Here is a 24,826-nt window from a genome sequence, read left to right as displayed (position 1 = left end):
CCTAGCCTCCCGTGCTTCCGCCCTTGGAGCTGCTGCCGAAGCCGCCCCTGCTGACGGTGCCGCCCTTGCTGCTGTATCCCGTGGACGTCTTGGCCCCCTGCGGAACCGTCCTGGTGAAGCTCGGGTAGGAAGACCGGTTCTGCCCCACGCCCGGAACACTTGCTCCCCGGGCGTAGAAGTACCAGGCGTAGAGGCCGCCGCCCCGGCCAGCTGTGCTGTTGCACTGGGTGTCCTCCACCCGTTCGCCGGTCTCGTCGTTGAAGCAGACCTGCGCGTAGTCCGCATCCTGCTCATTGCTGGCGACGATCGCCGTGATGGTGCCGGCCAGCAGCGCCGTCACGCCGAGGCCCACCACCACGGTGCGGCGCTGCGAGCGCTTTTTCCGGGCCGCTGCGGAGTTCAGTTCGCGCTCGCGCTCCCGGGCGAAGGGGTCGATGATGGGGCTCGGCGCGGGGAAGTCCGGCTGCCCCGGTTCGCCGGAGGGGCCAGCCTGGGACGTGGAGCCGGGCTTTCCGCGGCCCCGTTTGCCGGGCTTCCCCGGGCGCTGTCCGGAGGGCTTGAACAACTCGGGGTCCAGCAGCTCGGGCCGGAGCTCCGGCTTGGGCACCTGCCACGGCGGCGGCTTCGGCGCGCCGGCGGCGGACGCATCGTCGCGCGCATCGCCGTCGCGGTCTTTCGGCGGGTCTTTCTCCGGGTTCACGGGTCCCCCTGCTGGTCCATGCTGTCGGGTCACTCTGATTAAGTCATTGATTAAGTCACTGCATCGATTAGTCACGGCGGATCAGTTCACGCCGGTGGCGTGCCGTCTTGAGCGGGCGGCGCCCGCAACGGAATCCTGCAGTCAGCCTAGTAGTTGCACCGGCGTGCCGCTAACAAATATGTGGGACGGGCCACTATCGGCACACGGCATACGGCACAGTCCCGAGAACCTAGACTGTTGCCATGGACACCGCCACTCTGCTTGCCGTCTGCCGGGTACACCAGCTCCTGCCTGATGAGGGGAGCGTGGGTGTCACCGCGATCGACAAACGCCCTGTCGAAGGGCCCGTGAAGGTGCACAAACTTGGCCTGCACGGCGATATCCAGGCCAGCAGGATCCACCACGGCGGCGAGGACCAGGCGCTGTATGCCTACTCCCAGGCCGATGCGGACTACTGGGTCGGTGCACTGCAGCGCGACCTGCCGCCCGGCATATTCGGTGAGAACCTGCGCGTTGCCGGCATCGAGACCACCGGCGCCGTCATCGGCGAGCGTTGGAAGATCGGCCTGGACGTCGAAGTCGAGGTGACCTCGCCGCGCGTTCCGTGCGCTGCCTTCCAGCGGCGCATGGGGGAGAGCCAGTGGGTCAAGCGCTTCACCGAGGCCGGACGCGTGGGCACCTACCTTCGGGTGATCCGCACCGGCTCCATCCAGGCCGGGGACCACATCCATAAGCTTTTCGTTCCGAGCCACGGAGTGACCGTTGGCCGGTGGTTCAGCCACCCGGATGTTGAAGCCATGGAGGCACTCCGTGACGCCGATGCCGACGGAGAAATCCGTCTCCAGCCCGAGTACCACGACGAATTCGAGAAGCTTCTGCGCCGCGTCGGCAGCTAGCCGCGGCGGCTGCCGGCATCCAAAAAAGCGGGGAAGAACGACGGCGGAAGACCGTCGTGTGGGCAAGCTCACCGAAGCCTGCGGGACCCTCGGTTACCCATGGGCGGAAGTATGCCCTACACTTGAAATATCCCCCACTCCGGAAATCCCTTATTCCTGCCCAATTTTTGAGGCAGGACTGGCAAGTGTTGGAGTCCGCAAATGTGATGCGGGCATTTTCATAGGGAGAGCCGGCTAAAGAAAACGCTGTACAGACTGCTGGGATAGCAGCCAAGAGATGCAGCGGGAAGTCCTGCCACGGGATTGCGAAAGCGCCGGACTTCTACGTGACCGGCCGGTCAATGTATGCCCGGCACCCACGGCACATGTACTGCGGCTCCGCTCACCTCGGGTTGTGCCGCCTGGCCCCCTATGGATGAGGAAACTTCCCTATGCCCGAAAATCACAACGACAACATCGACGCCGAGAACACGGTCAACACCGAGAGCGCGACCGTCGAATTCACTGAGGCCGCTGCCCCCGCAGCAGAGCCCGCCGACGCTCCCACAGCAGAGGCCGTCGCTGCCGATGCTCCCGCAGCAGAGCCCGCCCCTGCCGATGCTCCCGCAGCCAAGGCCGAGGAAGACGAAGAAGAAGGCGTGAAGTTCGCCGATCTCGGCATCGACGGCCGCGTCCTGGCCGCCCTGCAGGACGTCGGCTACGAAAAGCCGTCCCCCATCCAGGCAGCAACCATCCCGCTGCTGCTTGAAGGCCGCGACGTCGTGGGCCTCGCCCAGACCGGCACCGGTAAGACTGCAGCATTCGCAGTACCGGCACTGTCCCGCCTGGCCGAGCTCCACGACCTTAACGGCCCGTCACGCAAGACGCAGGCCCTGGTTCTCGCCCCGACCCGCGAGCTCGCGCTCCAGGTTGCCGAGGCCTTCACCTCCTACGCCAAGCACATCGATGACTTCACCGTCCTCCCCGTCTACGGTGGCTCCGCCTACGGCCCCCAGCTCGCCGGCCTGCGCCGCGGTGCGCAGGTTGTCGTCGGTACCCCAGGCCGTGTGATCGACCACATTGCCAAGGGTTCCCTGGACCTGTCCGAGCTCCAGTACCTGGTGCTGGACGAGGCCGACGAAATGCTGCGCATGGGCTTCGCCGAAGACGTGGAGCAGATCTTCCAGCAGACCCCGTCAGACCGCCAGGTGGCACTGTTCTCCGCCACCATGCCGAGCCAGATCCGCCGCATGTCCAAGCAGTACCTGAACAACCCGGCCGAGATTTCGGTGAAGTCCAAGACCACCACCGGCGCCAACACCCGCCAGCGGTACCTGCAGGTCATGGGCCCGCACAAGCTCGACGCCCTGACCCGCATCCTCGAGGTCGAAGAGTTCGACGGCGTCATCGCCTTCGTCCGCACCAAGATGGCCACCGAGGACCTGGCTGACAAGCTGAAGGCCCGCGGCTTCCAGGCTGCCGCCATCAACGGCGACATCCCGCAGCAGCAGCGCGAACGCACTGTTGAAGCGCTGAAGGAAGGCCGCATCGACATCCTGGTGGCCACCGACGTCGCGGCCCGTGGCCTTGACGTTGAGCGCATCAGCCACGTGGTCAACTACGACATCCCCCACGACACGGAGTCCTACGTCCACCGCATCGGCCGCACCGGCCGTGCAGGCCGTTCGGGCGACGCGATCCTCTTCATGACGCCGCGGGAGAAGTACCTGCTGCGCTCCATCGAGAAGGCCACCCGCCAGCCGGTCGAGCAGATGCACCTGCCCACCGCCGAAACCGTGAACACGCTGCGCCTGGGCAAGTTCGCCGAGCGCATCACGGAGACTCTCGAGTCCGAGGATGTTGCGGCCTTCCGCGACCTCATCTCGTCCTACGAGGAAGAGCACAACGTTCCGGCGTCGGAGATCGCTGCAGCACTTGCCGTCATGGCGCAGGGCGGTCAGCCGCTCCTGGTCAAGGAACTGCCGGCGGCTCCCGAGTACCAGAAGCGCGAACGCGCCAAGGACGGCTTCGGCTCCCGTGGCCCGACCCGCACTCTGACCGAGGGCAACGCCACCTACAGGATCGCCGTCGGACGCCGCCAGCGCGTCATGCCGGGCTCCATCGTGGGTGCCATTGCCAACGAGGGTGGCATCTCCTCGGCCCAGATCGGTGGCATCGACATCCGTTCGGACCACTCCCTCGTGGAGCTGCCGGCGGACCTGAGCCCGGAGCAGCTGCGTGCCCTCTCCCGCACCCGGATCGGCGGCGAGCTGATCCACCTCGAGCTGGACAACGGACGCAAGCCTTCCGGTGGCGGCGGTGAGCGTGGCGGTTACCAGGGCAACCGTGGCGGCGACCGCGGCGGCAACTTCAAGGGCAACGGCGGCTTCAAGAAGGAATTCCGCAAGAACGACGGCGACCGCGGCGGTTACGCCGGCGGCGGCGAGCGTTCCTCGGCGGACCGCGGCGGACGCTCCTACAGCGACCGCGCGGAGCGCGGCGTCAGCGCCGACTCCGGTGCAAACCGCGGCCAGGCCAGTGATTCCCGCTTCGGCGGCCACGGCGACGGTGCACGCAAGCCCCGCCACGGCAACGAAGGCGGACACCGCGACTTCAACCGCAAGGGCAAGTGGTAACAGGTGTTTGGGGAGTAGTAGCTCCCCGGCAGTAGTTCCCGGCTAACACGCAGGGACCGGCTTTCGAGCCGGTCCCTGCGTGTTTAAGGAACGGCTGAGGGAGGTTTAGGCGTGGGGCCGGAACCGGCGGACGGTGGCAGCCGCGGGGCCTCCAGAGACGCTGTCAGGTGTCCGCAACGGCGCCGTCCGGACTGCAATCCAGGGGCGCCAGGCGGGCGTTTTGAAGGCCATAAAAATGGTTCCGACGCAACTGTTTCGTCGGCTCCGGAGGCGTTGTTCCGCCGATTTGTTGGGTGGGAAATCTTCCGGTAGAGTATTTACTCGTTGCCCCCCTAGCTCAGTGGTAGAGCGCGTTCTTGGTAAGAACGAGGTCACCGGATCGATTCCGGTGGGGGGCTCTGAATGAGGGCCTGTGTCAGGGCGGTCTTGACCGGCTTGACACAGGTTTTTCTCATTCGTGGCGGTGTAGCTCAGTTGGTTAGAGCGCACGACTCATAATCGTGAGGTCGGGAGATCGAGCCTCCCCACCGCTACAGGACAAGCCCCCGGAATCCGAGAGATTCCGGGGGCTTTTTGTGCCTTTCCCCAGGCAGAGACATCCGGGTACATCCTTGGAGCTGGATGACGCAAGCGGAGACGCCGGCCGCGATGAGCGTGCATCCCTGCTGACCACGGGCTGCTTTCGATCGCAGCTTCAGCCTGGAGGCGGGCGTATGCGGGCGTTATGGACCTTCGCGTGACGCGCGGGTTGTGGCGATGAGCAAGAGGATCGACTTCGTCGCGATCGAGACGACGAGGAGCGTAACGGCGGCGAGCACTCCAACTGTGATGGCCTGCCAGGCAAAGGGTTGGAGTAAGTGCAACCACGTGATTGCTAGCGCAGCTACGCTCGCCGCGGGGAAGGTGAATGACCAGAAGCCGATCGAGAACGGCAGTGCACGGTAGCGCGGCAACAGCATCACCTGGATCAACACCATCATCGCCGTCATCGCCGTCAACCCCTCAAAGACGTGATTGGGTCGGCCGCCGGAGATCGTAAGCCACGCTGCTGACGCGACGGCCGGGGGAGCCATCATGATCGCGAGTGTCGGGACGAGCGGTGCGGGCATGGTTGGACGGAGCGCGAGCCGGAGGAAGAAGAACACGGAGATCACCATCCAGAAGAAGATGCCGATTGCGAAGCTTCCCACGGCGAGCCAGTGAGGCCCCGTCTCTGCGGCAGCGAGTGCACCGACTAAACCGGCTGCACTGATGGGCAGGAAGTACCCGCCGTGAACGGATTCCAGTGGCAGCTCGCCGCGCATCCAGAAGTTCAGAATCCATGCGGCGAACGCGGCCGCGGCGGCGAGGGAGATCAACGTCAGCACGGTTCCGGCCATCGGAATCGTGCGGTGAAGGGCCGCTCCAAGCAGCATCGCGGCGATGGGAAGCAATGCCGCAAGCGGACCCTGAGCGAAGTGCGTGAGCTGATGAGAGAGCGGCTGATCGGTGCGCGCGCCGCGATACACGTGCACCGCGATGCTCCAGATCCAGGAGATCGCAGCGATCAGCCAAAACGCTTGCCCGAGCTCGAAGGGGAGGCCGAGCGCGGAGGTCGCCGCGGACCAAACTTGGGCGAGTCCCGCCAAGCCCAGGGGAATGGCGAGAGTGTTCAACGGGACGCGCGTGCGCACGCTTGTCGCAGAGGGGACGTGCGCCGAGAGCAGCTGAGCAGACAACGGAATGCCTTCCTGATAGGGCGTAAGAGGACCACTGGTCGGTCCCATCAGCAGTTTTTGACCTTGAAGTACAATAACATGCAAGTTACCCTGTTTCCATGGGTAGACCGATGCAGTTTGAGACGGACACGGCCGTCGACAAGGCGATGGAACTGTTTTGGCGTCAGGGGTACGCCGGGACCACACCGCAGGAGCTGGCCAGTGAGCTGGGGATCGGCAAAGGCAGTCTCTACAACACGTTTGAGAGCAAGCACGCCCTGTTTATGCGTGCTCTTCGGCGCTACAGCGAGAGGCGACTCGAGCACCTGACAGACCTATTCTTAGCGCCCGGGCCGATTGGGCCGCGTCTCAAAGAGGCGATGATTGTCCTTGCCGGCGTAGGCGAGCACCAGCGGGGGTGCGTCATGGTCAATGCTGCCGCGGAGCTCGGCCCTGCCGACGTCGACGTGAATCGCATCGCGGACGACCTCTTCACGCAAATCGAAGCGGTGTTTCGGCAAGCAATCGCGCAGGGGCAAAAGTCTGGAGAATTCGCTGTCGATCGGGTTGCCGACACTGCCGCTAGCCAACTACTTGCCTGCGTGATCGGGCTTAGCGTGCTCGTCAAGGCAGGTGGGCCGTCGGAGAGGTTCCGCGGCGTTATCGACGGCATCGTGGACGGATTGTGATGCCGAAGAGAATCCACGTTTAGACCTGGCCGCGAGCCGGTCAGTCTGATGCCGTGAAGACTTCATCTATCCGCCGATCGACGATTCCCGCCGCGCGCACCAAGCAGGGGCGGTGGCCCGCTCATTCCCCGTGAACCAGAGCGGGCCACCTACCGCGCCGTAGATGATCGAGACCCGTTACGGCCGCGGTAGACGGATGGTACGTCATCGACCTTGGGACCCGGGCGCACGGAACAAGAAAATGCCCCGCGCGGCCATGTAGGGCGGCGCGGGGCTTTCCCCGGCGCTTCAGTCTCTGTCCGGCTCGGCACGACGCCTTAGACCCTGGTGACGCCGATCCTTACGTTGGGGCAGGAGTCCGCATACCGGATCAGCGCCGCCTTCTCTGCGCTGTCCACCCGCAGGCCCCACCGGATCTTCACCGCGATCCACTGGCCGATGTAGGCGCATCTGTTCGCGGGAGGCATCCACGACTCCGGGCCCCTGGCCTGCTTGGCGGAGTTGAGCGCCGACGTCTGGGCACTGAGGGACCGGGCGTCGCCGAGATCGTTGTAGAACGCCACCCGGCGCGCCTGCGACCAGTAGCGCGCGCCCGAGCCCCACGCCTCGTGGACGGGGACGGTGTGGTCTATCTGAACCGTTGAGGCATATGTGTGAACACGGTTGTCCCAGGAGGTCACCCACCTTCCCCTGCTGGCGGTGCAGCCGCGGCTGGTGTAAGCGAGGGCGGCTTTGGACTCCTGGACCAGGACTTCCTGCCTGGTGTTTTGGCAGTCGCGGTTGGTGTCGTTCCAATCGCCAAAATACCGGGCCCTGTCGTAGCCGGCGTTGTTCTCGGCCGCCACCGCGAGCGACCGCGCCGCGGTGCGCAGCGGCGCTGAGTAGTTTGTGGCAGCCTCCGCCGGGACGGCCAGCCCGGCGAGCAGAAGTCCCGCGGCCACGGCGGACGCGGCGAGAGACCGGCCCAGCACCACGGGACTGGTGAATGTAGCGAGTGACGCCCGGATTCGGGCGTGCTTGAACCGGCCTGCCGGCATGGTTTCCCCCATTTGAGTTCATGAAAAGTGGCACCGATGGATGCGAAGACCAGCATGACAGTCCGGAATGCCCCGAAACCGATCCTTGATGGGGTCTTGATGCAATCCTGTGTGAATGCTGCGACTGGCCGCCGGCCGGGGCAGAGACGGAGGAATTGTGCCGGGCAGCGTTGGTTCCCGTTCGCTGTTATCCGCAGGCGTTGTAATCCGGACCAGCCGAATCTAACGTCGGACTGACTGCAGGCAAGCGGAAGCGGGAGGCGCGTCATGGCCAAACTGATCTACTCGGGAATCATGTCGCTCGACGGCTACACAGCGGACCGGGACGGGAACTTCGACTGGAGCGTCCCGGACGAGGAAGTGCACACCTTCGTCAACGAGCGCCAGCGGGATGTCGGCACCCATCTCTACGGCCGGCGGCTCTACGAAGTCATGCTCGCCTGGGAGGATCCCGGCGCCTTCACCGGCGAACCGCCCTATGTCCAGGAATTCGCGCAACTCTGGAAGGCAGCAGACAAGGTGGTGTACTCCCGAACGCTGCAGAATCCCGCCAGCGCGCGGACCCGGATCGAACGGGAGTTCAGTGCCGATGCGGTCAGCCGGCTCAAGACGGAAGCCGGCCAGGACCTGGCGGTGGGCGGCCCGGAGCTCGCAGCCTCTGCCATCAGGGCGGGGCTGGTGGACGAGTTCCAGATGTTCGTCTCGCCCGTGGCCGTTGGCGGCGGCAAGAGGTACCTCCCCGACGACGTCCGCCTGAACCTTGAGCTGCTCGAAGAACGGCGGTTCGGCAACGGCGTCGTGTTCCTCCGCTACGGCAACCGCACCTGACGCGTGCCGGCACGCAACCTCGCGCAGCCACAAAAGCGTGTGCTGGGACAAAACCCCGCGCTGGGACAGAATGGGAGGCATGACCCGAATCGCAATCATCGGCGGCCACGGCAAAGTGGCCCTCCAGCTGTCCGCCCTTCTCACCGGAGAGGGGCACAGCGTCACCTCCATCATCCGCAACCCCGATCACGCCGCGGACGTCGCAGCGACCGGCGCGTCGCCGTCGGTGCTTGACGTTGAAAATTCGACGACGGCGGAAATCGCCGCCGGGCTCCGGAACCACGACGCCGTGGTCTGGTCAGCCGGCGCCGGGGGAGGGAACCCGGAACGCACCTTGGCGGTGGACCGCGACGCCGCCATCCGCTCCATGGACGCCGCTACGGAGGCTGGTGTGCGCCGCTACGTCATGGTCTCCTACTTCGGTGCGGGCCCCAACCATGGCGTGCCGGCCGGCCACAGCTTCCATGCCTACGCCGAGGCCAAGGCGGCGGCAGATGAATACCTGCGCGGCAGCTCGCTGTCCTGGACCATCCTCGGCCCCGGTTCACTGACCGACGGCCCCGGGAACGGCCTGATCGACGTGGACCCCGCCGACGCCGCCTCCGGAACCAACACGTCCCGGGCCAACGTGGCCATCGTCGCCGCGGCCGTGCTGGACCTGCCGGGATGCGCAGGCCGGACCATCGAGTTCCGGGACGGCACCCTCCCGGTCTCGGCCGCACTGGAGCCGGTCAAGTAGCGCCGGCGGAGCGGCGGCAGGCCCCTCGGGGCGGCCGCCGTCGAAGAGTGCGGCCCGGCCCCCGGTAGGGTGGAATCGCACGGTTCGCCCTCCGGCTTCGGGGGCGCAGGGCCCAACACTCCGGGGAAAGTGAGCACATGGACCAGCTGGCACTCATTATCGGACTGCTGCTCGCCACGGTGGTGGCTGTAGGCCTGGGGGACCGGCTGCGGCTGCCTTACCCGGTCCTGATGCTCCTGCTGGCCGTGGCGCTGACTTTCATCCCCGGTTTCCCCGACCTGGAGATCTCGCCGGAGCTGATCCTGCCCATCTTCCTGCCGCCACTGCTGTTCGCCACCGCCCAACGCAGTTCCTGGGCGGTGTTCCGGGTCCGCTGGCGCACGCTCATCATGCTCGCGGTGGCCCTCGTGGTGATTTCCACCGCGGTGGTAGCCGGCGCCGCGTGGCTCATGATCCCGGGCATCGGCGTCCCCGCCGCCATCGCACTCGGCGCCATGGTGGCTCCGCCGGACCCGGTGGCGGTCGAGTCGGTTGCCGGCCGCGTCCGCATGCCCCGCCGCCTGATCACAGTGCTGCAGAGCGAAGGCCTCTTCAACGACGCCGCGGCCATCGTCATCTTCCAGGCCGCCGTCGCTGCAGCTGTTGGCGGCACCAGGATAGGACCCGACGTCGTCCTGCTGTTTGTGGTGGGCGCTGCCCTTGCGGTCGTGGTCGGGATCGCCATGGGCTGGCTGACGTCGCTGATCACCCGGCTCGTGCAATCGATGGTCGCCCGCAGCGCAGTCACCCTGGTGGTGCCGTTTGCCGCCTACATCCTGGCGGAAGAATTCCACGCGTCCGGTGTTATCGCCGTCGTGGTCACCGCCCTGGAGATGCAGCGGCACTCCCGCCCGCAGGACGCCGCCGAGCGGGTGACCCGGACGGCCTTCTGGGACGTGGTGGAGCTCCTCGTGACCGGACTGGCGTTCGGCCTCGTGGGCCTCGAAATCCAGGACGTCGTCCGCAAGGAAGGTGCCGGCATCCTCGGCATGGTGGGCACCGCCGTCGTGGTCTGCATCCTGGTGTTCGCCGTGCGGTTCGGCTGGCTCGGCCTGCTGGCCCTGTCGGCGCGCAAGCGCAAGAACCTGCTGCAGCCCACCTCCGCCAAAGAGGTGCTGATCCTGACCTGGTGCGGGATGCGCGGACTCGCTACCCTGGCCCTCGCGCTGGCTCTCCCGCTCACGCTTGCGGACGGCACGCCGTTCCCGGCGCGGGACGAGCTGCTGGTCATTGCCTGCGCGGTGCTGCTCGCCACGCTGGTCCTGCCGGGGCTCACGCTGCCCTGGCTGATGCGCGTCCTGAAGGCGTCCCAGGACGGAACCGAGGAGCGGGACGCGGCCCGGCTTCTGGCCAGGCGGGCCCAGGCGGCCGCCGTGGCGGCGCTCAAGGACACCGAGCTGATGAAGGAGCTGCCGCCGGAGAAGGTTGCGCTGGTGAAGGAAAAGATGACGCGGCTGCACGCCGAGCTGCTGGATGGCAGCCTCCGCAACGAGAGCCTGGCCGAGAAACGCGAGCGCGGCAGGGAGCTGGCCATCGCAGTCCAGACCATCGCCCTGGACGCCGCCCGGCAGGAAGTGGTGGCCGCGCGCAACGAGGCCGACATGGACCCGGAGGTCGCGGACAGGGTGCTCCGCCAGCTCGACCTGCGGACCATGATCATGCCGGAATAGGCTATTCAGGCAGGGGACTTAGGCCGGGACGGACAGCTCCAGGTCCAGGGTGTTTTTCTCCACGTAGTCCAGGGCGCACCTGACGGCACCCACCGTCACGATTGAGTCGCCCAGCGGGGAAACCGCCACCCGCGGCGGCGTCGCAGTGAACTCGGTCAGGCGTTCGGCGATCGGCCCAAGCAGCACACCCGCGGAATTTGCCACTGCGCCTCCGATGACCACCAGCTCCGGGTTGATGACCGTGGCCACGGCGCCAATCACCCGGGCCATCCTGTCGGCCAGCCTGTCGAGGATTTGCAAAGCCACTGCATCGCCCGCAGCGGCCGCGGCGAAAACATGTTCCGCTTCGGCGCCCTCCCGGGCATGCTCGCGGAGCGAGGTCTTGGCCCGCCCGGCAAGGGCCTCCCCTGCCCAGACACGCGCCAGGGTGGCAATCCCGAAGGTGTCGCCCACGCCCTCGACCATGTCGAGGAACGCCAGCTCGCCGGCGCCGCCGCCGCTGCCGTGCAGCAGCCGCCCGCCGTCGATCACTCCGGAACCGAAGCGTTCACTGGCCAGGATGACGACGACGTCGTCCACACCCGCCGCTGCGCCCCGCCAGCGGTCGCCGAGGGCCGCGAGGTTGGCGTCGTTTTCGAGCAGTACTGTCCACCCGCGGAGATCTTTCAGCGCGGCCTTGAGGCCGACGTCGAACAGACCCCAGAAGTGCTGGGCCGCCAGCACATTTCCGTGACGATCCACCGGCGCGGCGATGCCCGCGCAGACAGCGAGGACCGACTCGGGGGCAGCTCCCACACTGTGCAGCGCCGTCATGGCTGTCCGGTCAATGACGGCTATGCGTTCCTGAGCCGAGATTTCGGCGCCGGCGAACGGCTGGCTGGACCGCCCCAGCGTCATACCGCGGAGATCGGACACCACCACTGTGGCCTTGGAGACGCCCACGTCCATGCCAAGGACGTAGCCGGCGCGCTCGTTGAGCTCGAACCGGCGTGCCGGCCGGCCTTTCTGATAGCCGCCGAACGCGCGCTGGTTTTCCAGCTCCCTGATCCAGCCCCGCTCCATAAGGTCTTCGCACACCGAAATGGCCGTGGCCCGCGTGAGCCCGGTGGACTGCATGACTTCCGTGACCGTCACCGCCTCGGAGGCCCGCATGAAGTCCAGGACCGCACCGGCGCTCACGCGCCGCAGCAGCTGGGGCGTTGCCGCCGTCATTTCAGACATGGTGTTGACCTCCCTGTGCTTTGCACCACATAATACTTGAGGAACTAAATTTAGATTCCATATAAACTTAGAGCGTGTGGGCCGGACGGCCGCCGACCACTGGCTTTTCTTCCAGACATTCACCCAGCCTTTTGCAAAGGAGCAACCGTGAACAGCATCCTGAAGCAGCGCCCGCCCGGACCCCAGCCCGAATCCCGCCAGGCCCGCACGTCGGCCTCTGCCCTGTGAGCGCCGCCCCGCTTAGCAGGCGCGCGCTGCTGAAGGCCGCGGGCCTCGCCGGCGCCGCCTTCATGGCCCCCCTCTCCGGCTGCGGCGCCACGCCCAGCACCCAGAACGGCGTCACCACGCTGCGGTTCATGCAGAACAAGCCCGAAGTGGTGGACTACTTCAACCAGGTAATCAAGGACTTCGAGGCACTGAACCCGGACATCCGCGTGGTCCAGGACTTCAACGAGGGCAACTTTGTTCCGGGACTGGTCCGCAACGATCCGCCGGACGTTGTGACCCGCGGCTTCGCGCAGGCCACCGCAGACTTCGTCAGGAAGGGCATCTTCGCCGACCTTTCGGACATGCCCGTGGCTGCCACCATCGATCCGAAGATGCAGGACCTCGTCAGCTCCTGGGGCCAGTACAACGGCAACGAGATCAGTGCCCTGCCGTTCTCCCTGGCGGCCGCCGGCGTCATTTACAACCGCGACATTTTCGAGGCGCAGGGCGTCTCCGTACCCACCACTTGGGACGAGTTCGTGGCGGCCTGCGAAAAGTTCAAGGCGGCCGGCATCGCGCCGATCTATGGAACGTTCAAGGACCCCTGGACCCTCGCCCAGGGCATGTTCGACTACGTGTCCGGCGGTGCTCTGGATGTCGCGAAATTCTTCACAAAGCTCAACGCCAAGGGTGCAGACATCACCGCGGACGCCCCTGAGTCGTTTGCCAGCAACTTCGGACCGGCACTGCCCAAAATGCTCCAGCTGGCGTCCTTCGCGCAGAACGGAGCTGCCAGCAAGAACTATGCAGACGGCAACGCCGCCTTCGCCAAAGGCCAGGCGGCCATGTACCTGCAGGGTCCGTGGGCCCTCTCCCAGCTGGTCGCGGCCAATAAGGACATCAGGCTCGGAAGCTTCCCGCTGCCGGTGACGAACAACCCGGACGAGACCAAGGCCCGCGTGAACGTGGACATGGCGCTCTCCATCACCCGCAACACGCCGAACATGGCTGCCGCCCAGCGGTTCGTCAACTACCTGCTCGCGCCGTCAGTAGTCAACACCTACAACGAGAAGAACGCTGCGTTCTCGCCGCTCAAGGACGCTCCCGCCGTCAGCAATCCGCAGATCAGCGGGCTGGGCGCAGCGGTCGATGAGGCGCGCTACTTCCAGGGCGCTACCACCTACTTCCCGCCGTCGGTGCCGCTGAACAACTACATCCAGTCCTTCGTGTACAGCAAGAACGGCGAGCAGTTCCTGTCCGCCCTCGACGACGAATGGCGCCGCGTCGCCGAACGCACCGCGGTCTGACCCCCCACCCCGAATCCAGGAGCCTTCATGACTACAACATCCCGGGTGGCCCAGACAGCCCGTCCCGCAGGACGCAAGAGACCGACTTCCGCCCCTGCCAGCCCCCAAAGATTCCGGTCCAAGCACAAGATCGACCCCGCGTACTACTGGATGGTGGTGCCCGTACTGGCGCTGTTCGCCTTCTTTATCACCCTGCCGGCACTCGTGGGCGTCTTCTTCAGCCTCACGAACTATGCCGGCTACGGTGACTGGAAGTTCATCGGACTGTCCAATTACGTTAATATCTTCAAGGACCCGGCGATACTGCAGTCCTACATCTTCACGTTCGTGTTCGCCCTGACCACCACCGTGGTGGTCAACGTCGTGGCGCTCGCCATCGCCCTTGGCCTCAACGCCAAGATCAAGTGGCGCACCGGCATGCGCACCGTGTTCTTCATCCCCATGGTGCTCTCCGCCCTGATTGTCTCCTTTGTGTTCAACTACCTGTTCTCCAACACCCTCCCGGTGCTGGCTGAACAGTTCGGCTTCACGCCGCTGGCCACGAGCATCCTCGCCAACGAGAACCTTGCCTGGCTGGCCATCGTGATCGTCACCGTGTGGCAGGCAGCGCCCGGCGCCACCATCATCTACCTGGCCGGCCTCCAGAGCGTGCCGTCCGAGGTCTATGAAGCCGCGGACCTCGACGGCGCGGGCAGTTTCCGGCAGTTCCACAGCCTGACACTGCCGCTGATCATGGGGTACCTCGTGATCAATGTGATCCTCGGGTTCAAGGGCTTCCTCGGAACCTACGAGATCATCGTTGGCCTCACCGGCGGCGGTCCCGGCATGGCAACGCAGTCGGTGGCAATGCGCATCTTCTCCGGCTTCACGGGCGGCGATTATTCCTACCAGATGGCGAACGCCGTCATCTACTTCCTGATCACCTTGTTGATCTCCGTTATCCAGCTGCGCCTCATCCAGCGCCGGGGGGTTTCTCTCTAATGACCGCATCCACACTTCCAGAGCCCATTGCCAGGGCAGCGGCGTCCACCGGCATCAAGTACGGCTTCCGCAGGCCCGGGTCCTCGCCCGCGGGTAAAACCCGCCGCTCCAACCGCGAAGGCTTCAAGATCAACTGGTGGCTCACTGCCCTGATGGTGGTTGCCTCGCTGACCGTCCTGCTGCCGCTGTACTTCACCGTGGCCATGGCGCTGAAGTCGCCGGACCAGATCGGCACCGGTACTGGCCTGGAATGGCCAAACCCGATGAACTGGGAAAACTTCGTCGCCGCCTACGTGGCCACCAACTTCCCGCGGGCCTTCATGTCCACGGCGTTCGTCACCGTGTTCAGCGTCCTGGGGTCCCTGGCCTGCAGCTCACTCGTTGCCTACGCAATTGCCCGGAACTGGAACCGGAAGTTCTTCCGCGGCTCCTTCGTGTACCTGCTCTCCGCCATGTTCATCCCGTTCCCGGTGATCATCCTGCCCCTGATCAAGCAGACAGCACTGCTTGGCCTGGACAACCCGGCCGGCGTCGTGTTCCTGCACGTCCTTGGCGGCATCTCCTTCAACACGCTGCTGTACATCGCCTTCGTCCGCTCCATCCCGGTGGAACTGGAGGAATCGGCCCGTATGGACGGGGCCACCACGTGGCAGGTGTTCCGTAAGATCATCTTCCCGCTGCTGGCTCCGATGAACGCCACGGTGGGCATCTTCGCTTTCCTTGGCTCGTGGAACGACTTCCTGCTGCCCCAGATGATGATCGCGGACCCTGCCCTGCAGACCCTTCCCGTGGTGCAGATGCTTTTCCAGGGCGAATTCAACACCAACTACAGCCTCGCATTCGCGTCCTACCTGATGGCCATGGCACCCACCCTGGTGGTTTACATCCTGGCCCAGCGGTGGGTACTCTCCGGAGTTATGCGCGGGGCCGTCAAATAGACCCAACTTTCCCAATCCAGCACCAACCGCAACCACAAGAAAAGGATCATCCCTTGTCCACCACTGCCACGCTGGCAACCCTGTCCGATTCCGACCGTCTGGCCGATCCGAACTGGTGGCGCCAAGCCTCCGTCTACCAGATCTACCCCCGAAGCTTCTCCGACTCGAACGGTGACGGCCTGGGCGACATCAAGGGCATCACGGCCAAGGTTCCGTACCTGAAATCACTGGGGATCGACGCCGTCTGGCTGAGCCCGTTCTACCCGTCGGCTCTCGCCGACGGCGGCTACGACGTCGACGATTACCGCGACGTGGACCCGAAGCTGGGCACGCTGGCGGACTTCGACGAGATGGCCACCGCGCTGCACGCCGCGGGCATTAAGCTGATCGCCGACATCGTCCCGAACCACTCCTCGGACCGGCACGAGTGGTTCAAGGAAGCCCTCGCCTCCCCGAAGGGCTCGGCTGCCCGTGACCGCTACATCTTCCGCGACGGCAAGGGCCCCAACGGCGAGTTCGCGCCGTCGGACTGGGACTCAGTGTTCGGCGGACCGGCCTGGGAGCGTATCACCGAACCTGACGGCACACCCGGGCAGTGGTACATGCACATCTTCGCCAAGGAGCAGCCGGACCTGAACTGGGCCAACCGGGAGGTCCGCGACGACTTCCTCAAGACCCTGCGTTTCTGGTCGGACCGCGGCGTGGACGGCTTCCGCGTCGATGTGGCGCATGCCCTGACCAAGGACCTCACCGAACCGCTGCTGTCCAAGCTGGAGCTGAGCGCGGCAAACACCGGCACCGATGGTTTCGCCGACGGCTCGCACCCGTTCTGGGACCGCGACGAAGTCCACGAGGTCTACGCCGAGTGGCGCGAGGTCTTCAACGAATACAACCCGCCGCGCACCGCCGTTGCCGAGGCCTGGGTGCACGCCACCCGCCGTCCGCGCTACGCCAGCCCGGAGGGCCTGGGCCAGGCGTTCAACTTCGACCTGCTGCAGGCCGACTTCGACGCCGAGGAATTCAAGGAGATCATCACCCGCAACCTGGCCGAGGCCGCCGCCACCGGTGCGTCCTCCACCTGGGTGTTCTCGAACCACGACGTCGTCCGGCACGCCACCCGCTACGGCCTGCCCAAGGGATCCAAGGGCAAGAAGCACGCCAAGGGCCAGGACGGCAAGGACTGGCTGCTGGCCGGCGGGCCCAAAGAGGAGCTGGATGTGGAGCTCGGTCGGCGCCGCGCCCGCGCCGCCACCCTGCTGATGCTCGCGGTGCCCGGCTCGGCTTACCTGTACCAGGGCGAGGAACTCGGCCTCCAGGAAGTCGCCGACATCCCGGACGCAGAGCGCCAGGACCCCTCGTTCTTCCGCAACAAGGGCGTGGAGGTCGGCCGGGACGGCTGCCGTGTGCCGCTGCCGTGGTCCGTTGAGGGAACCTCGTTCGGATTCGGCGACGGCGGCGCCCACCTGCCGCAGCCGGACTGGTTCAGCAAGTACGCCGTCGAGGCGCAGGACGGCACCGAAGGCTCCACCCTTGAGCTTTACCGCAAGGCACTCAAGCTGCGCCGCGAACTGCAGGCCGAGGAAGAGCTCGAGTGGCTCGAAACCGGCAACCCGGAGGTCCTGCACTTCACCCGCCCCGGCGGCTGGCAGTCTGTGACCAACTTCGGGGACGAGGCTGTTGAGCTCCCCGCGGGCACGGTGCTGGTCAGCAGCGCCCCGCTAGAAGACGGCAAGCTGCCGGCCAACACCACGGCCTGGCTGCGCTGACGCCACAGCTGAGAACGGCTCAGTAACCCGTCCCGGTGGCGGTACCCGTTGGGGGTGCCGCCACCGGGGCTTTTTAACGGACTGTGCCTCCGCTGGAGGAAGTGAAAGAGTGATGCAATGACTGAAAATTCGATTCCGTCCGGCAGGCTCCTCTATGGCTGCATGGGCCTGGGAGGCAGCTGGTCAGATGACCCGCACACAACCACGGATGTGGAAACCGCCGCTGCCGCCATCGAGGCCGCGATGGACATCGGCGTCACGCTGTTCGACCATGCGGACATCTACCGCGGCGGCAAATCCGAGGCGGTGTTCGGCGAGGTCCTGGCCGCTTCGCCGGGCCTGCGTGACCGCATCCAGCTGCAGACCAAATGCGGCATCCGGCTCAACGAGCGGGGACTGGAGACCCACTACGACCTGAGCGGTGACGCCATCATCGAGCGGGTCAACGGCAGCCTCGAGCGCCTGCGCACGGACTACGTGGACGTCCTCCTGCTTCACCGCCCCGACCCCCTGGTGGACCCGGCGGAGGTGAGCGCCGCCGTCGGGAAGCTGATGGCCGAGGGCAAGGTGCGGGCGCTGGGCGTGTCCAACATGTCGGCTGCCCAGATCGAGTTCCTGCAGGACAGCCTCGAGACACCGGTGGTGGCCAACCAGCTGGAACTCAGCCTGCTCAAGCGGGACTGGCTGGAGAGCACGGTCCTCGTCAACCATCCGGAAGCCGGAAGCTACAGCTTCCCGCACGGGACGCTCGAATACTGCGCCAGGCACGGGATCACCCTGCAGGCCTACGGCGCCCTGGCGCGGGGACACTACACCGGCAATCCGCCCGAACGGGTCACACCTGCCGAGTCCGCCACCGCCGAGCTGCTTTCGGACATGGCGCGGGAGAAGGGAACAACCCGGGAGGCCGTGCTGCTGGGCTGGCTCATGAAGCACCCGGCGGGGATCGCCCCGGTGATCGGGACGGCGAATGCGGACCGGATCCGGGCCTGTGCCGGAGCCGCCCGTATGGCCGAGACCATGACCCGGGCCGAGTGGTACCGGCTCTGGGTCACCGCCCGGGGGAGCAACATCCCTTAAAGCCCAACGAGCTCGCAGTTGGTGTCGTTTTGACGCCTCAAAACGACACCTCATGCGAGCTAGATGGGGCAGGGCCCGACGGCGGGCCGCTAGTTCAGCGGGGCGACCTCCGAGTAGGTGGAGGAGTCGCCCTTGAGCGCCTGGCTCTGCGTGCCGTCCACGCTCACGGGAATGTCGCCGGCAATAGTCACGCGGTTGAGCTTGCGGGGCTGGCCGTCGTAGTTGTCCGGCGCGTAGTGCTGGGTGATCCGGTTGTCGAACAGCACCAGCTGGTTCGGCTCCCAGTTCACCCGCACTACGTTCTCGGGCCGGGTGACGTACGCCTGCAGCAGCCGGATGATGTCCTTGGACTCGGTGTTGGACAGGCCCACGATCCGCAGGCGCTGCGCGAAGCCCCCAATGAACAATCCGCGCTCGCCGGTCAGCGGGTGGACACGCACCACGGGGTGGGCAGTCTCGAACTTCAGCCGGGTGAACTCCTTGCGGCGCTGCTCAGCGTTCTGGTGCTCCAGGTTCTTGGGCACGGAGTAGTCGTAGTCATTGGTGTGGATGGCCCACAGCGTGTCCGCAAAGTTCCGCAGCTCATCGGGCAGGTCCCGGTAGGCGGCCGCGGAGGAGGCAATGAGTGTCTCGCCGCCGTAGGCCGGCAGGTCGATGCTGCGCAGCGTGGACGCCTGCGGCGGATTGACCACGAACGTGACGTCGGTGTGCCAGTTGTTGGCGGAGCCGTTTTCACTGTCCACCGGCAGGACGTTTTCCTCGCCCTCCACGGAGGCAACCGTAGGGTGGGCCTTGGTGAGCGGTCCGAAATGGCTGGCGAACTTCACCTGGGCCTCGTCGGAGAGGATGTTGGCTTCCCGGAAGACGAGCGCCTTGTGCTCATTCAGGGCCGCGCGGATCTGCGCCACTGTCTCGGCACTGAGGTCCCCGCTGAGGTCCAGTCCGCGGATCTCGGCGCCGATGCGGGAGCCCAGCTTGGCGAATTCGAGCTTGGTTTCGGTGATAACGGTCATTGTTCTTCCTTACTGTCGTGTCGGTTGCGGTGGATGATCCTGCGGTGGATTACTTGGCAATGAGGCCGTTGAACTCGTTGGTGTAGAGCTTCTTGGGATCAAGGTCGTCCTTGATGATCCCGACAGACTTCAGGTAGTCGTTCCAGCGGGTGAAGTCCTCGTCCTTGATTTCGCCCTTGGCGGGCACGCCCACGCTCTTCCAGTACTGCAGGGCGGCGGGGTTCTCATTCCGGCCGCGCTCCTTGATGATCTTCGTAAAGCGCGCAATCACTTCCTCGCGGGGCGTGGTGCGTTCCCATTCGATCGCCTTCGCGACGCCCGTGGTGAACGTCCGGGTGGTGTTGGGGTTCTGGGCGATGAAATCCTCGCGCAGGACGTACGGGCCGCCGGCGAACGTGCCGAACAGCTGCGAATCACTGAAGACGGACCGCAGCCCGCCGTTCGCGATGGCCTTGTCCTGAAGGATGCTGCCCAGCGAGCCGGCGTCCACCTGGCCGCGGCGGATGGCTTCCTCGGTGTCGTTGGGCGGGACCACCACGAGCTGGACCTGCTTGATCTCGTCAGCGGTAAGACCGTTCTTGCGGAGGTACGTGTTGATGACGGCTTCCGAGTGGGCGCCCAGGGTGTTCACAGCGATCTTCTTGCCGATGAAATCCCTGGCCGTCCGGATGGGGCTGTCCTCCTTGACGTAGAAGCCGTTGAAGGTCTTCTTGTCCTCGCCGTAGTAGTTGATGACTGCCTTGACCGGCGCCCCGGCCTCGATCAGTTTCACTACGGCTCCGGCGAAGGCCCCGCCGAAGTCCGTCTGCCCGGTGGCTGCCGACTGGATGTCCTGCGGGCCGCTGATGGTGTTGCCCACCCAGTTCAGCTTCACGTCGCCCAGGTAGCCGAGGTCTTCGGCGAGTTCGGGGAGGGTCACGGTGTTCGCCCACCCCTGGTAGCGGAGTTCCTTCACCTCGGTGGCTCCGGGTTCGCCCGTGCCGCCCACCGAGGGGCCGCCGCAGCCGGACACCGTCAGGGCGATGACGACGGCGGCCGCAGCACTCAGGATGGTCAGGTGTCGTTTCATGTGAAGTTCCTTCAGTGGATTCATGCTTGTCGCGGGGTGAATGGTTCGGTGCGGAATGGTTCAGTGGGCGGGTCCGTGGCGGCTGGTTTTCCGACCGTCCCCTGCCCGCCGCAGCGGCCGATGGATCGATGTAAGCGCACTTCCGCGCCGCACGAAAGTGCCCGGTTCACGGCGGGAAACCCTTGGAAATCCGCGGAAATACGGCGAAACGAAAGGTCATGAGGCGCCCGGTTTCGTCAGGTGAAACCCTGTGACGGCCGGCATGCGGAGTTGCCCGCGGGACAATAGACTTCCGCTTTTGGTCGTATTGGTCGCCGCCGGGGACCGGTCATCTTCGCCTTACCGGGCGCGGGCCGGATACGGTAGAAGCATGACGTCTTCTTCCACCGCCGAGATCACCCGGCACGAACGCAACATCCCTGCCGAAATCGCCCGTTCGTGGCTGCTGGTCAATGCAATGAAAACTGAACTCTTCGACCAGTCGGCCGTGTCCCGTGCGGATTCCATCATTCTGGACATCGAAGATGCGGTGGACCCCTCGCAAAAGGATGCAGCCCGCGACAACGTGGTGAACTGGCTGACCGGCGGCGGCCAGGCCTGGGTCCGGATCAACGACGCCACCAGCCCGTTCTGGGCGGATGACCTCGCGGGCCTTCGCGGCACCCCGGGTCTCCTGGGCGTCATGCTGGCCAAGACTGAATCGGCGGACCAGGTCACGGAAAGCTTCCACCGGATGGACGGCAAGACGCCCGTGATCCCGCTCGTGGAGAGCGCGCTCGGCATCGAGGAAGCCAACCACATCGCCAAGGCCCAGGGCGCGTTCCGCCTCGCCTTCGGCTCCGGCGACTTCCGCCGTGACACCGGCATGGCCGCCACCCCCGAAGCCATGGCCTACCCGCGCGCCAAGCTCGTGGTGGCCAGCCGCGTCGGCAACCTGCCCGGGCCCATCGACGGCCCGACGGTCGGCACCAACCACCCGATCCTGCGCGAGCAGACCGGCATCACCGTGATGATGGGCATGACCGGAAAGCTCTGCCTCGCCATCGACCAGACCAGCGTCATCAACGAGGTCATCAGCCCCACGCCGTCGGACGTCGCCTGGGCCACGGACTTCATGGCCGACTTCGAAGCCAACGGCCGCGTGATCCGCGACGGGTCCGACCTGCCGCGTCTGGGCCGTGCCGAAAAGATCATGAAGCTCGCGGTAGCCTTCGGCGTGCAGCCGGCGCTGTAGCCCGCGCCAGCATTTCCAGGAGACCCCGTGACCGATACCCGCTATCTGGTGCACGGGGTCTTTTGGGAGGGGCCTCCGGCGGCTTTCGCCGGCACCCGCCCCGGTCTCCGGCTGTGCGGACGGTGGCAAACACTGCCTCGGTCATGCCAAGGTCTTTTCGCCCACTGATTGCGGGCACGGACTAGTAGACTGTCATGGTGCTGAACGAATTCTGGGCCGTTGCGCCCACATCCTACAAGATTCTGGTTTTCAGCGCGATGGGCCTGATCGCCGCCGGAATAGTTCTCAACATTGCCGGCAACGCCGCCCACAATCAGGGCCTAATGGTCGCGTCGCTGCCAGTGATCGGCGTGGGCCTGCTCCTGCACGTCGTGGCGCTGGTGATCCGCGGCCAGCACGTCAGGAAGAGCTACAAGAGGTAGCCTGCGTTCCTTCGGACATGGCTGCGCGCGTGCTCTATCGCCGCCGGCAGGTCGGTGAAGAGGTGCTTATGGTGGCGCAGGGACCGGATGACACCCACGTTCGTGACCAGCGCCAGGTGCTCCGGCCGTACGCCCTTCAGTAGCACGGTGATGCCGCGCAGCTCCAGGGCAGCGATGACCTCCACCAGTGCGTGGGCTCCCGTGGCGTCCAGCAGCCGCACCTGAGACAGGCGGATGACCGCCACCTGGATGTCCTTCACTTGGCTGATCTCCTGCAGGATGCGTTCAGCCGCGCCGAAGAACATCGCGCCTTCGAGCCTAAAGATGGCAATGTGGTCGTCGCCCTCGACCGGCTTCTCTGCAATCTGCTCGCGGCGTACCCCGCTGAGCGAAGCAAACTTCCGCAGCGTCAGCAGTGCCGCGGCCGCCAGCCCGATCTGGATGGCAACAATCAGGTCAAAGGCCACCGTGATGACCGCCGTCAGGACAAAGACGGCGGCGTCCGCGCGGGTGGATCGAAGGATGGCGTTGACAGTGCGGGTTGAGACCATCCGTGTGGCTGTCACCATCAGAATCCCGCCCAGCACCGCCAGCGGAATTCTGCCCACCAGCCTTGCCGCGAGGTAGATGATGGCAAGCAGCACCAGGGCATGGACGATGGCCGACACCCGGGTCCTGGCGCCGGAGCGAACGTTGACGGCCGTCCTGGCGATGGCGCCGGTGGCCGGCATGCCGCCGAACAGCCCGGCCGCGATGGAAGCCAGCCCCTGCCCGGTGAGTTCGCGGTCCGGGCTGTAAGGGCCGCTCGGCCTGCTGTCCGGTCCGGCCATGCCGGACGCAACGCGTGCTGACAGCAGGGACTCGATCGCCGCCAGCGAGGCGATGGCTACGGCAGGCATCAGCAGCCCGCTGAGCGCGCCCGGGTCAAGAGACGGCAGGCGGGGCGCCGGCAGGGAATGGGGGAGGGTCCCGATGCGGGGGATGTCCAGGCGTAGCAGTTCCGCCGCCACAGTCACCAGCAGCACCGCGATCAGGCTTGCGGGAAGGGACTTGTGAAGCTTGGATGCCACCAGCATCACGGCGGCCACGGCTGCGACCACTGCCAAAGTCTGGATGACCATCGGTGACCTGGCTTCCGCGGCTGCCTCGACTGCTGCCAGAAGCGTGTTGTGTCCGGGAAGCCCCGCTGTGCCGGTGGCCAGCGGCACCTGCTGGAGGAAAATGATGGCTGCGATGCCCAGCGTAAAGCCCTCCACCACGGGCCAGGGGATGAACGCAACGGCCCGCCCCAGGCCGCTGATCCCCAGTGCACAGACCATCAAACCGGCCAGCAGAGTCACGAGTGCGACGCTGCCGGGCCCGTGGGCGGCCACCACAGGGGCCAAGACCACCACCATGGCGCCAGTGGGGCCGGACACCTGCACATTGGATCCGCCCATGATTGCCGCCACCAAGCCCGCCACCACGGCCGTGATCAGTCCTGCCTCGGCACCCACGCCTGAACTGACGCCAAAGGCTAGAGCCAGCGGAAGGGCCACGATGCCTACGGTGATGCCGGCAAGAAGATCCGTCCGCCAGGAGGAGCGCAGACCGTCATAGTCGCGCCCGGACGGAAGAAACTTCCAGAGCGCCGATTTCAGCCCGGGCGTCCGCAGCTGCGCCTTGTCTGGCCGTTCCATGCCTGCCGTTTCCGAGCCGGCGCTCATGCCGAGGGGCCGGCGGGGTGTCCGCTGGGCAGGTGCGTCCTGGGCAAATCCTGCGCAAGCCGGAGCTGCTCGTTTGAATCCGCCAGGGTGTCCAGCAGGAATGCCCGGGCGATGGCCAGGAGCTCGGCGATCTTGGGGTGCGCGATGCGGTACGTCACCACATTCGCTGAGCGGACGGACGTCACCACCTTATGCCGGCGCAGTGTTGCCAGGTGCTGGGACAGATGCGAGGCTTCCAGGCCTGTTTCGGACAGGAGGAAGCTCACCGGGGCGGCGGTGTCCGGGGCGGCCGCCAGCAGCTCGAGGATCCGGATCCGCGCCGGATGCGCAAGCGCCTTGAAGAGGTTCGCCTTGATTTCGTACAAGGGTGCCTGGTTTGCGGAAATCATCGTGACCTGCCGTTCCTGTTCAGGCCGGCCCGTGGCCCGAATTGATGGAATGATGAATTCATCATATCACCCGGCGGGTAACAGCCGGCTGTGGAGGGGGAAACGATAGGCTTGAGGCCATGACTATCAATCCGGATCTGCAGGGTCGGAGCTACCCTGCCGCAGAGGTGTACGACGTCGGCCGCGAGAAAATCCGCGAGTTTGCCCGCGCAGTCAAGGCCACGCATCCCGCCCATTTTGATCTCGACGCCGCGCAGGCCCTGGGCCACCGCGATCTCGTGGCTCCGCCAACTTTTGCGATCATCATCGCACAGCGCGCCGATGCCCAGCTGATCGAGGATCCCGAGGCCGGCATCGACTTCTCCCGCGTGGTCCATGCCGACCAGCGATTCACCCACCACCGCCCCATTTTCGCAGGTGACCGCCTGGTGGCTGAGCTGCACGTCGACGGTGTCCGTGCCATGGGCGGCGGTGCCATGATCACCACCCGCGCGGAGATTTTCGCACTCACCGATGCGGACGGGCGGGAGCCTGTTTCCACCACCAAGTCATCCATCCTGGTCCGCGGAGAGGGACAGTAACC

General features: G+C 65.8%; 22 protein-coding genes and 2 tRNA genes. 16 read left to right on the top strand and 8 right to left on the bottom strand.

The genetic code is table 11. The annotated features are described in order from the left end of the window. Position 1: 1 nt before the first annotated feature. Positions 2 to 700: a Tat pathway signal protein gene (locus AC1DD3_RS16955; protein WP_230117496.1), complete on the bottom strand. Its 699-nt coding sequence runs from the start codon at positions 698 to 700 to the stop codon at positions 2 to 4. A gap of 242 nt (positions 701 to 942) precedes the next feature. Between AC1DD3_RS16955 and AC1DD3_RS16950 the strand changes: the two genes are divergently transcribed. From AC1DD3_RS16950 to AC1DD3_RS16935, 4 genes are all read left to right on the top strand, one after another. After that, positions 943 to 1,596: an MOSC domain-containing protein gene (locus tag AC1DD3_RS16950; protein WP_230117497.1), complete on the top strand. Its 654-nt coding sequence runs from the start codon at positions 943 to 945 to the stop codon at positions 1,594 to 1,596. 431 nt (positions 1,597 to 2,027) lie between these two features. Next, entirely contained in the window at positions 2,028 to 4,211 is a 2,184-nt protein-coding gene (locus AC1DD3_RS16945; RefSeq protein WP_230117498.1) for a DEAD/DEAH box helicase, read from the top strand. A 326-nt stretch (positions 4,212 to 4,537) separates the two neighbouring features. Continuing rightward, positions 4,538 to 4,609, top strand: a tRNA-Thr gene (locus tag AC1DD3_RS16940). A 61-nt stretch (positions 4,610 to 4,670) separates the two neighbouring features. Next, positions 4,671 to 4,744 (top strand) — tRNA-Met (locus AC1DD3_RS16935). A gap of 189 nt (positions 4,745 to 4,933) precedes the next feature. Here the strand turns inward: AC1DD3_RS16935 and AC1DD3_RS16930 are convergent. Beyond that, entirely contained in the window at positions 4,934 to 6,013 is a 1,080-nt protein-coding gene (locus AC1DD3_RS16930; protein WP_476882136.1) for an SLAC1 family transporter, read from the bottom strand. Between the two features lie 26 nt (positions 6,014 to 6,039). Here AC1DD3_RS16930 and AC1DD3_RS16925 point away from each other — a divergent pair, with 26 nt between their 5' ends. Continuing rightward, the gene (locus tag AC1DD3_RS16925) at positions 6,040 to 6,597 is read left to right on the top strand and encodes a TetR/AcrR family transcriptional regulator (RefSeq protein ID WP_230117500.1); all 558 of its coding nucleotides are present in this window, start codon (positions 6,040 to 6,042) and stop codon (positions 6,595 to 6,597) included. Positions 6,598 to 6,914: 317 nt separating this feature from the next. Here the strand turns inward: AC1DD3_RS16925 and AC1DD3_RS16920 are convergent, their stop codons facing one another. Beyond that, positions 6,915 to 7,646, bottom strand: coding sequence for an HNH endonuclease family protein (locus tag AC1DD3_RS16920; protein WP_230117501.1), 732 nt, complete (start codon positions 7,644 to 7,646; stop codon positions 6,915 to 6,917). A 255-nt stretch (positions 7,647 to 7,901) separates the two neighbouring features. Here AC1DD3_RS16920 and AC1DD3_RS16915 point away from each other — a divergent pair, with 255 nt between their 5' ends. From AC1DD3_RS16915 to AC1DD3_RS16905, 3 genes are all read left to right on the top strand, one after another. Continuing rightward, positions 7,902 to 8,462: a dihydrofolate reductase family protein gene (locus tag AC1DD3_RS16915; RefSeq protein WP_230117502.1), complete on the top strand. Its 561-nt coding sequence runs from the start codon at positions 7,902 to 7,904 to the stop codon at positions 8,460 to 8,462. Positions 8,463 to 8,541: 79 nt separating this feature from the next. Then, positions 8,542 to 9,201 (top strand): NAD(P)H-binding protein, encoded by a 660-nt coding sequence (locus AC1DD3_RS16910; RefSeq protein ID WP_230117503.1) that lies wholly within the window; start codon positions 8,542 to 8,544, stop codon positions 9,199 to 9,201. A gap of 137 nt (positions 9,202 to 9,338) precedes the next feature. Continuing rightward, complete coding sequence (locus tag AC1DD3_RS16905; protein WP_230117504.1) at positions 9,339 to 10,910, top strand: Na+/H+ antiporter; 1,572 nt, start codon at positions 9,339 to 9,341, stop codon at positions 10,908 to 10,910. Between the two features lie 18 nt (positions 10,911 to 10,928). Here the strand turns inward: AC1DD3_RS16905 and AC1DD3_RS16900 are convergent, their stop codons facing one another. Further along, a complete protein-coding gene (locus AC1DD3_RS16900) occupies positions 10,929 to 12,131 on the bottom strand; it encodes an ROK family transcriptional regulator (RefSeq protein WP_230117505.1) in 1,203 nt (400 codons plus the stop codon). 224 nt (positions 12,132 to 12,355) lie between these two features. Here AC1DD3_RS16900 and AC1DD3_RS16895 point away from each other — a divergent pair, with 224 nt between their 5' ends. From AC1DD3_RS16895 to AC1DD3_RS16875, 5 genes are all read left to right on the top strand, one after another. Continuing rightward, positions 12,356 to 13,645, top strand: coding sequence for an ABC transporter substrate-binding protein (locus AC1DD3_RS16895; protein ID WP_230117506.1), 1,290 nt, complete (start codon positions 12,356 to 12,358; stop codon positions 13,643 to 13,645). A 27-nt stretch (positions 13,646 to 13,672) separates the two neighbouring features. After that, positions 13,673 to 14,626, top strand: coding sequence for a carbohydrate ABC transporter permease (locus AC1DD3_RS16890; RefSeq protein ID WP_230117507.1), 954 nt, complete (start codon positions 13,673 to 13,675; stop codon positions 14,624 to 14,626). Further along, positions 14,626 to 15,564: a carbohydrate ABC transporter permease gene (locus tag AC1DD3_RS16885; RefSeq protein ID WP_290369716.1), complete on the top strand. Its 939-nt coding sequence runs from the start codon at positions 14,626 to 14,628 to the stop codon at positions 15,562 to 15,564. The genes AC1DD3_RS16890 and AC1DD3_RS16885 overlap by 1 nt, the downstream gene beginning before the upstream one ends. Before the next feature lie 53 nt (positions 15,565 to 15,617). Next, positions 15,618 to 17,330 carry a glycoside hydrolase family 13 protein gene (locus AC1DD3_RS16880; protein ID WP_230117508.1) on the top strand — a complete coding sequence of 571 codons (1,713 nt, stop codon included), beginning with the start codon at positions 15,618 to 15,620 and terminating at the stop codon, positions 17,328 to 17,330. 117 nt (positions 17,331 to 17,447) lie between these two features. Beyond that, the gene (locus AC1DD3_RS16875; RefSeq protein ID WP_230117509.1) at positions 17,448 to 18,410 is read left to right on the top strand and encodes an aldo/keto reductase; all 963 of its coding nucleotides are present in this window, start codon (positions 17,448 to 17,450) and stop codon (positions 18,408 to 18,410) included. Between the two features lie 89 nt (positions 18,411 to 18,499). Here AC1DD3_RS16875 and AC1DD3_RS16870 read toward each other — a convergent pair whose 3' ends face one another. Next, positions 18,500 to 19,423, bottom strand: a complete 924-nt coding sequence (locus AC1DD3_RS16870) for a TauD/TfdA dioxygenase family protein (RefSeq protein ID WP_476882135.1) — start codon at positions 19,421 to 19,423, stop codon at positions 18,500 to 18,502. Between the two features lie 49 nt (positions 19,424 to 19,472). Then, a complete protein-coding gene (locus AC1DD3_RS16865) occupies positions 19,473 to 20,492 on the bottom strand; it encodes an ABC transporter substrate-binding protein (RefSeq protein ID WP_476882134.1) in 1,020 nt (339 codons plus the stop codon). Between the two features lie 370 nt (positions 20,493 to 20,862). On the opposite strand from AC1DD3_RS16865, the gene AC1DD3_RS16860 reads away from it, so the two are divergent. After that, on the top strand, positions 20,863 to 21,726 hold the full coding sequence (locus tag AC1DD3_RS16860; RefSeq protein WP_230117512.1) for an HpcH/HpaI aldolase/citrate lyase family protein: 864 nt from the start codon (positions 20,863 to 20,865) through the stop codon (positions 21,724 to 21,726). Positions 21,727 to 21,923: 197 nt separating this feature from the next. Continuing rightward, positions 21,924 to 22,148 (top strand): DUF3188 domain-containing protein, encoded by a 225-nt coding sequence (locus AC1DD3_RS16855; RefSeq protein WP_230117545.1) that lies wholly within the window; start codon positions 21,924 to 21,926, stop codon positions 22,146 to 22,148. Here AC1DD3_RS16855 and AC1DD3_RS16850 read toward each other — a convergent pair. Next, positions 22,136 to 23,827 (bottom strand): SulP family inorganic anion transporter, encoded by a 1,692-nt coding sequence (locus AC1DD3_RS16850; RefSeq protein WP_476882133.1) that lies wholly within the window; start codon positions 23,825 to 23,827, stop codon positions 22,136 to 22,138. The two genes, AC1DD3_RS16855 and AC1DD3_RS16850, sit on opposite strands and share 13 nt — an antisense overlap. Positions 23,828 to 23,850: 23 nt before the next feature. Further along, positions 23,851 to 24,243: an ArsR/SmtB family transcription factor gene (locus AC1DD3_RS16845; RefSeq protein WP_476882132.1), complete on the bottom strand. Its 393-nt coding sequence runs from the start codon at positions 24,241 to 24,243 to the stop codon at positions 23,851 to 23,853. A gap of 119 nt (positions 24,244 to 24,362) precedes the next feature. Between AC1DD3_RS16845 and AC1DD3_RS16840 the strand changes: the two genes are divergently transcribed. After that, positions 24,363 to 24,824 (top strand): FAS1-like dehydratase domain-containing protein, encoded by a 462-nt coding sequence (locus AC1DD3_RS16840; RefSeq protein ID WP_476876491.1) that lies wholly within the window; start codon positions 24,363 to 24,365, stop codon positions 24,822 to 24,824. Positions 24,825 to 24,826 lie beyond the last annotated feature (2 nt).

It is taken from the genome of Arthrobacter sp. 05T444, from assembly GCF_056395905.1.
Note: the sequence above shows the minus strand (reverse complement) of the source record. Positions and strands in the feature narration are given on the sequence as shown.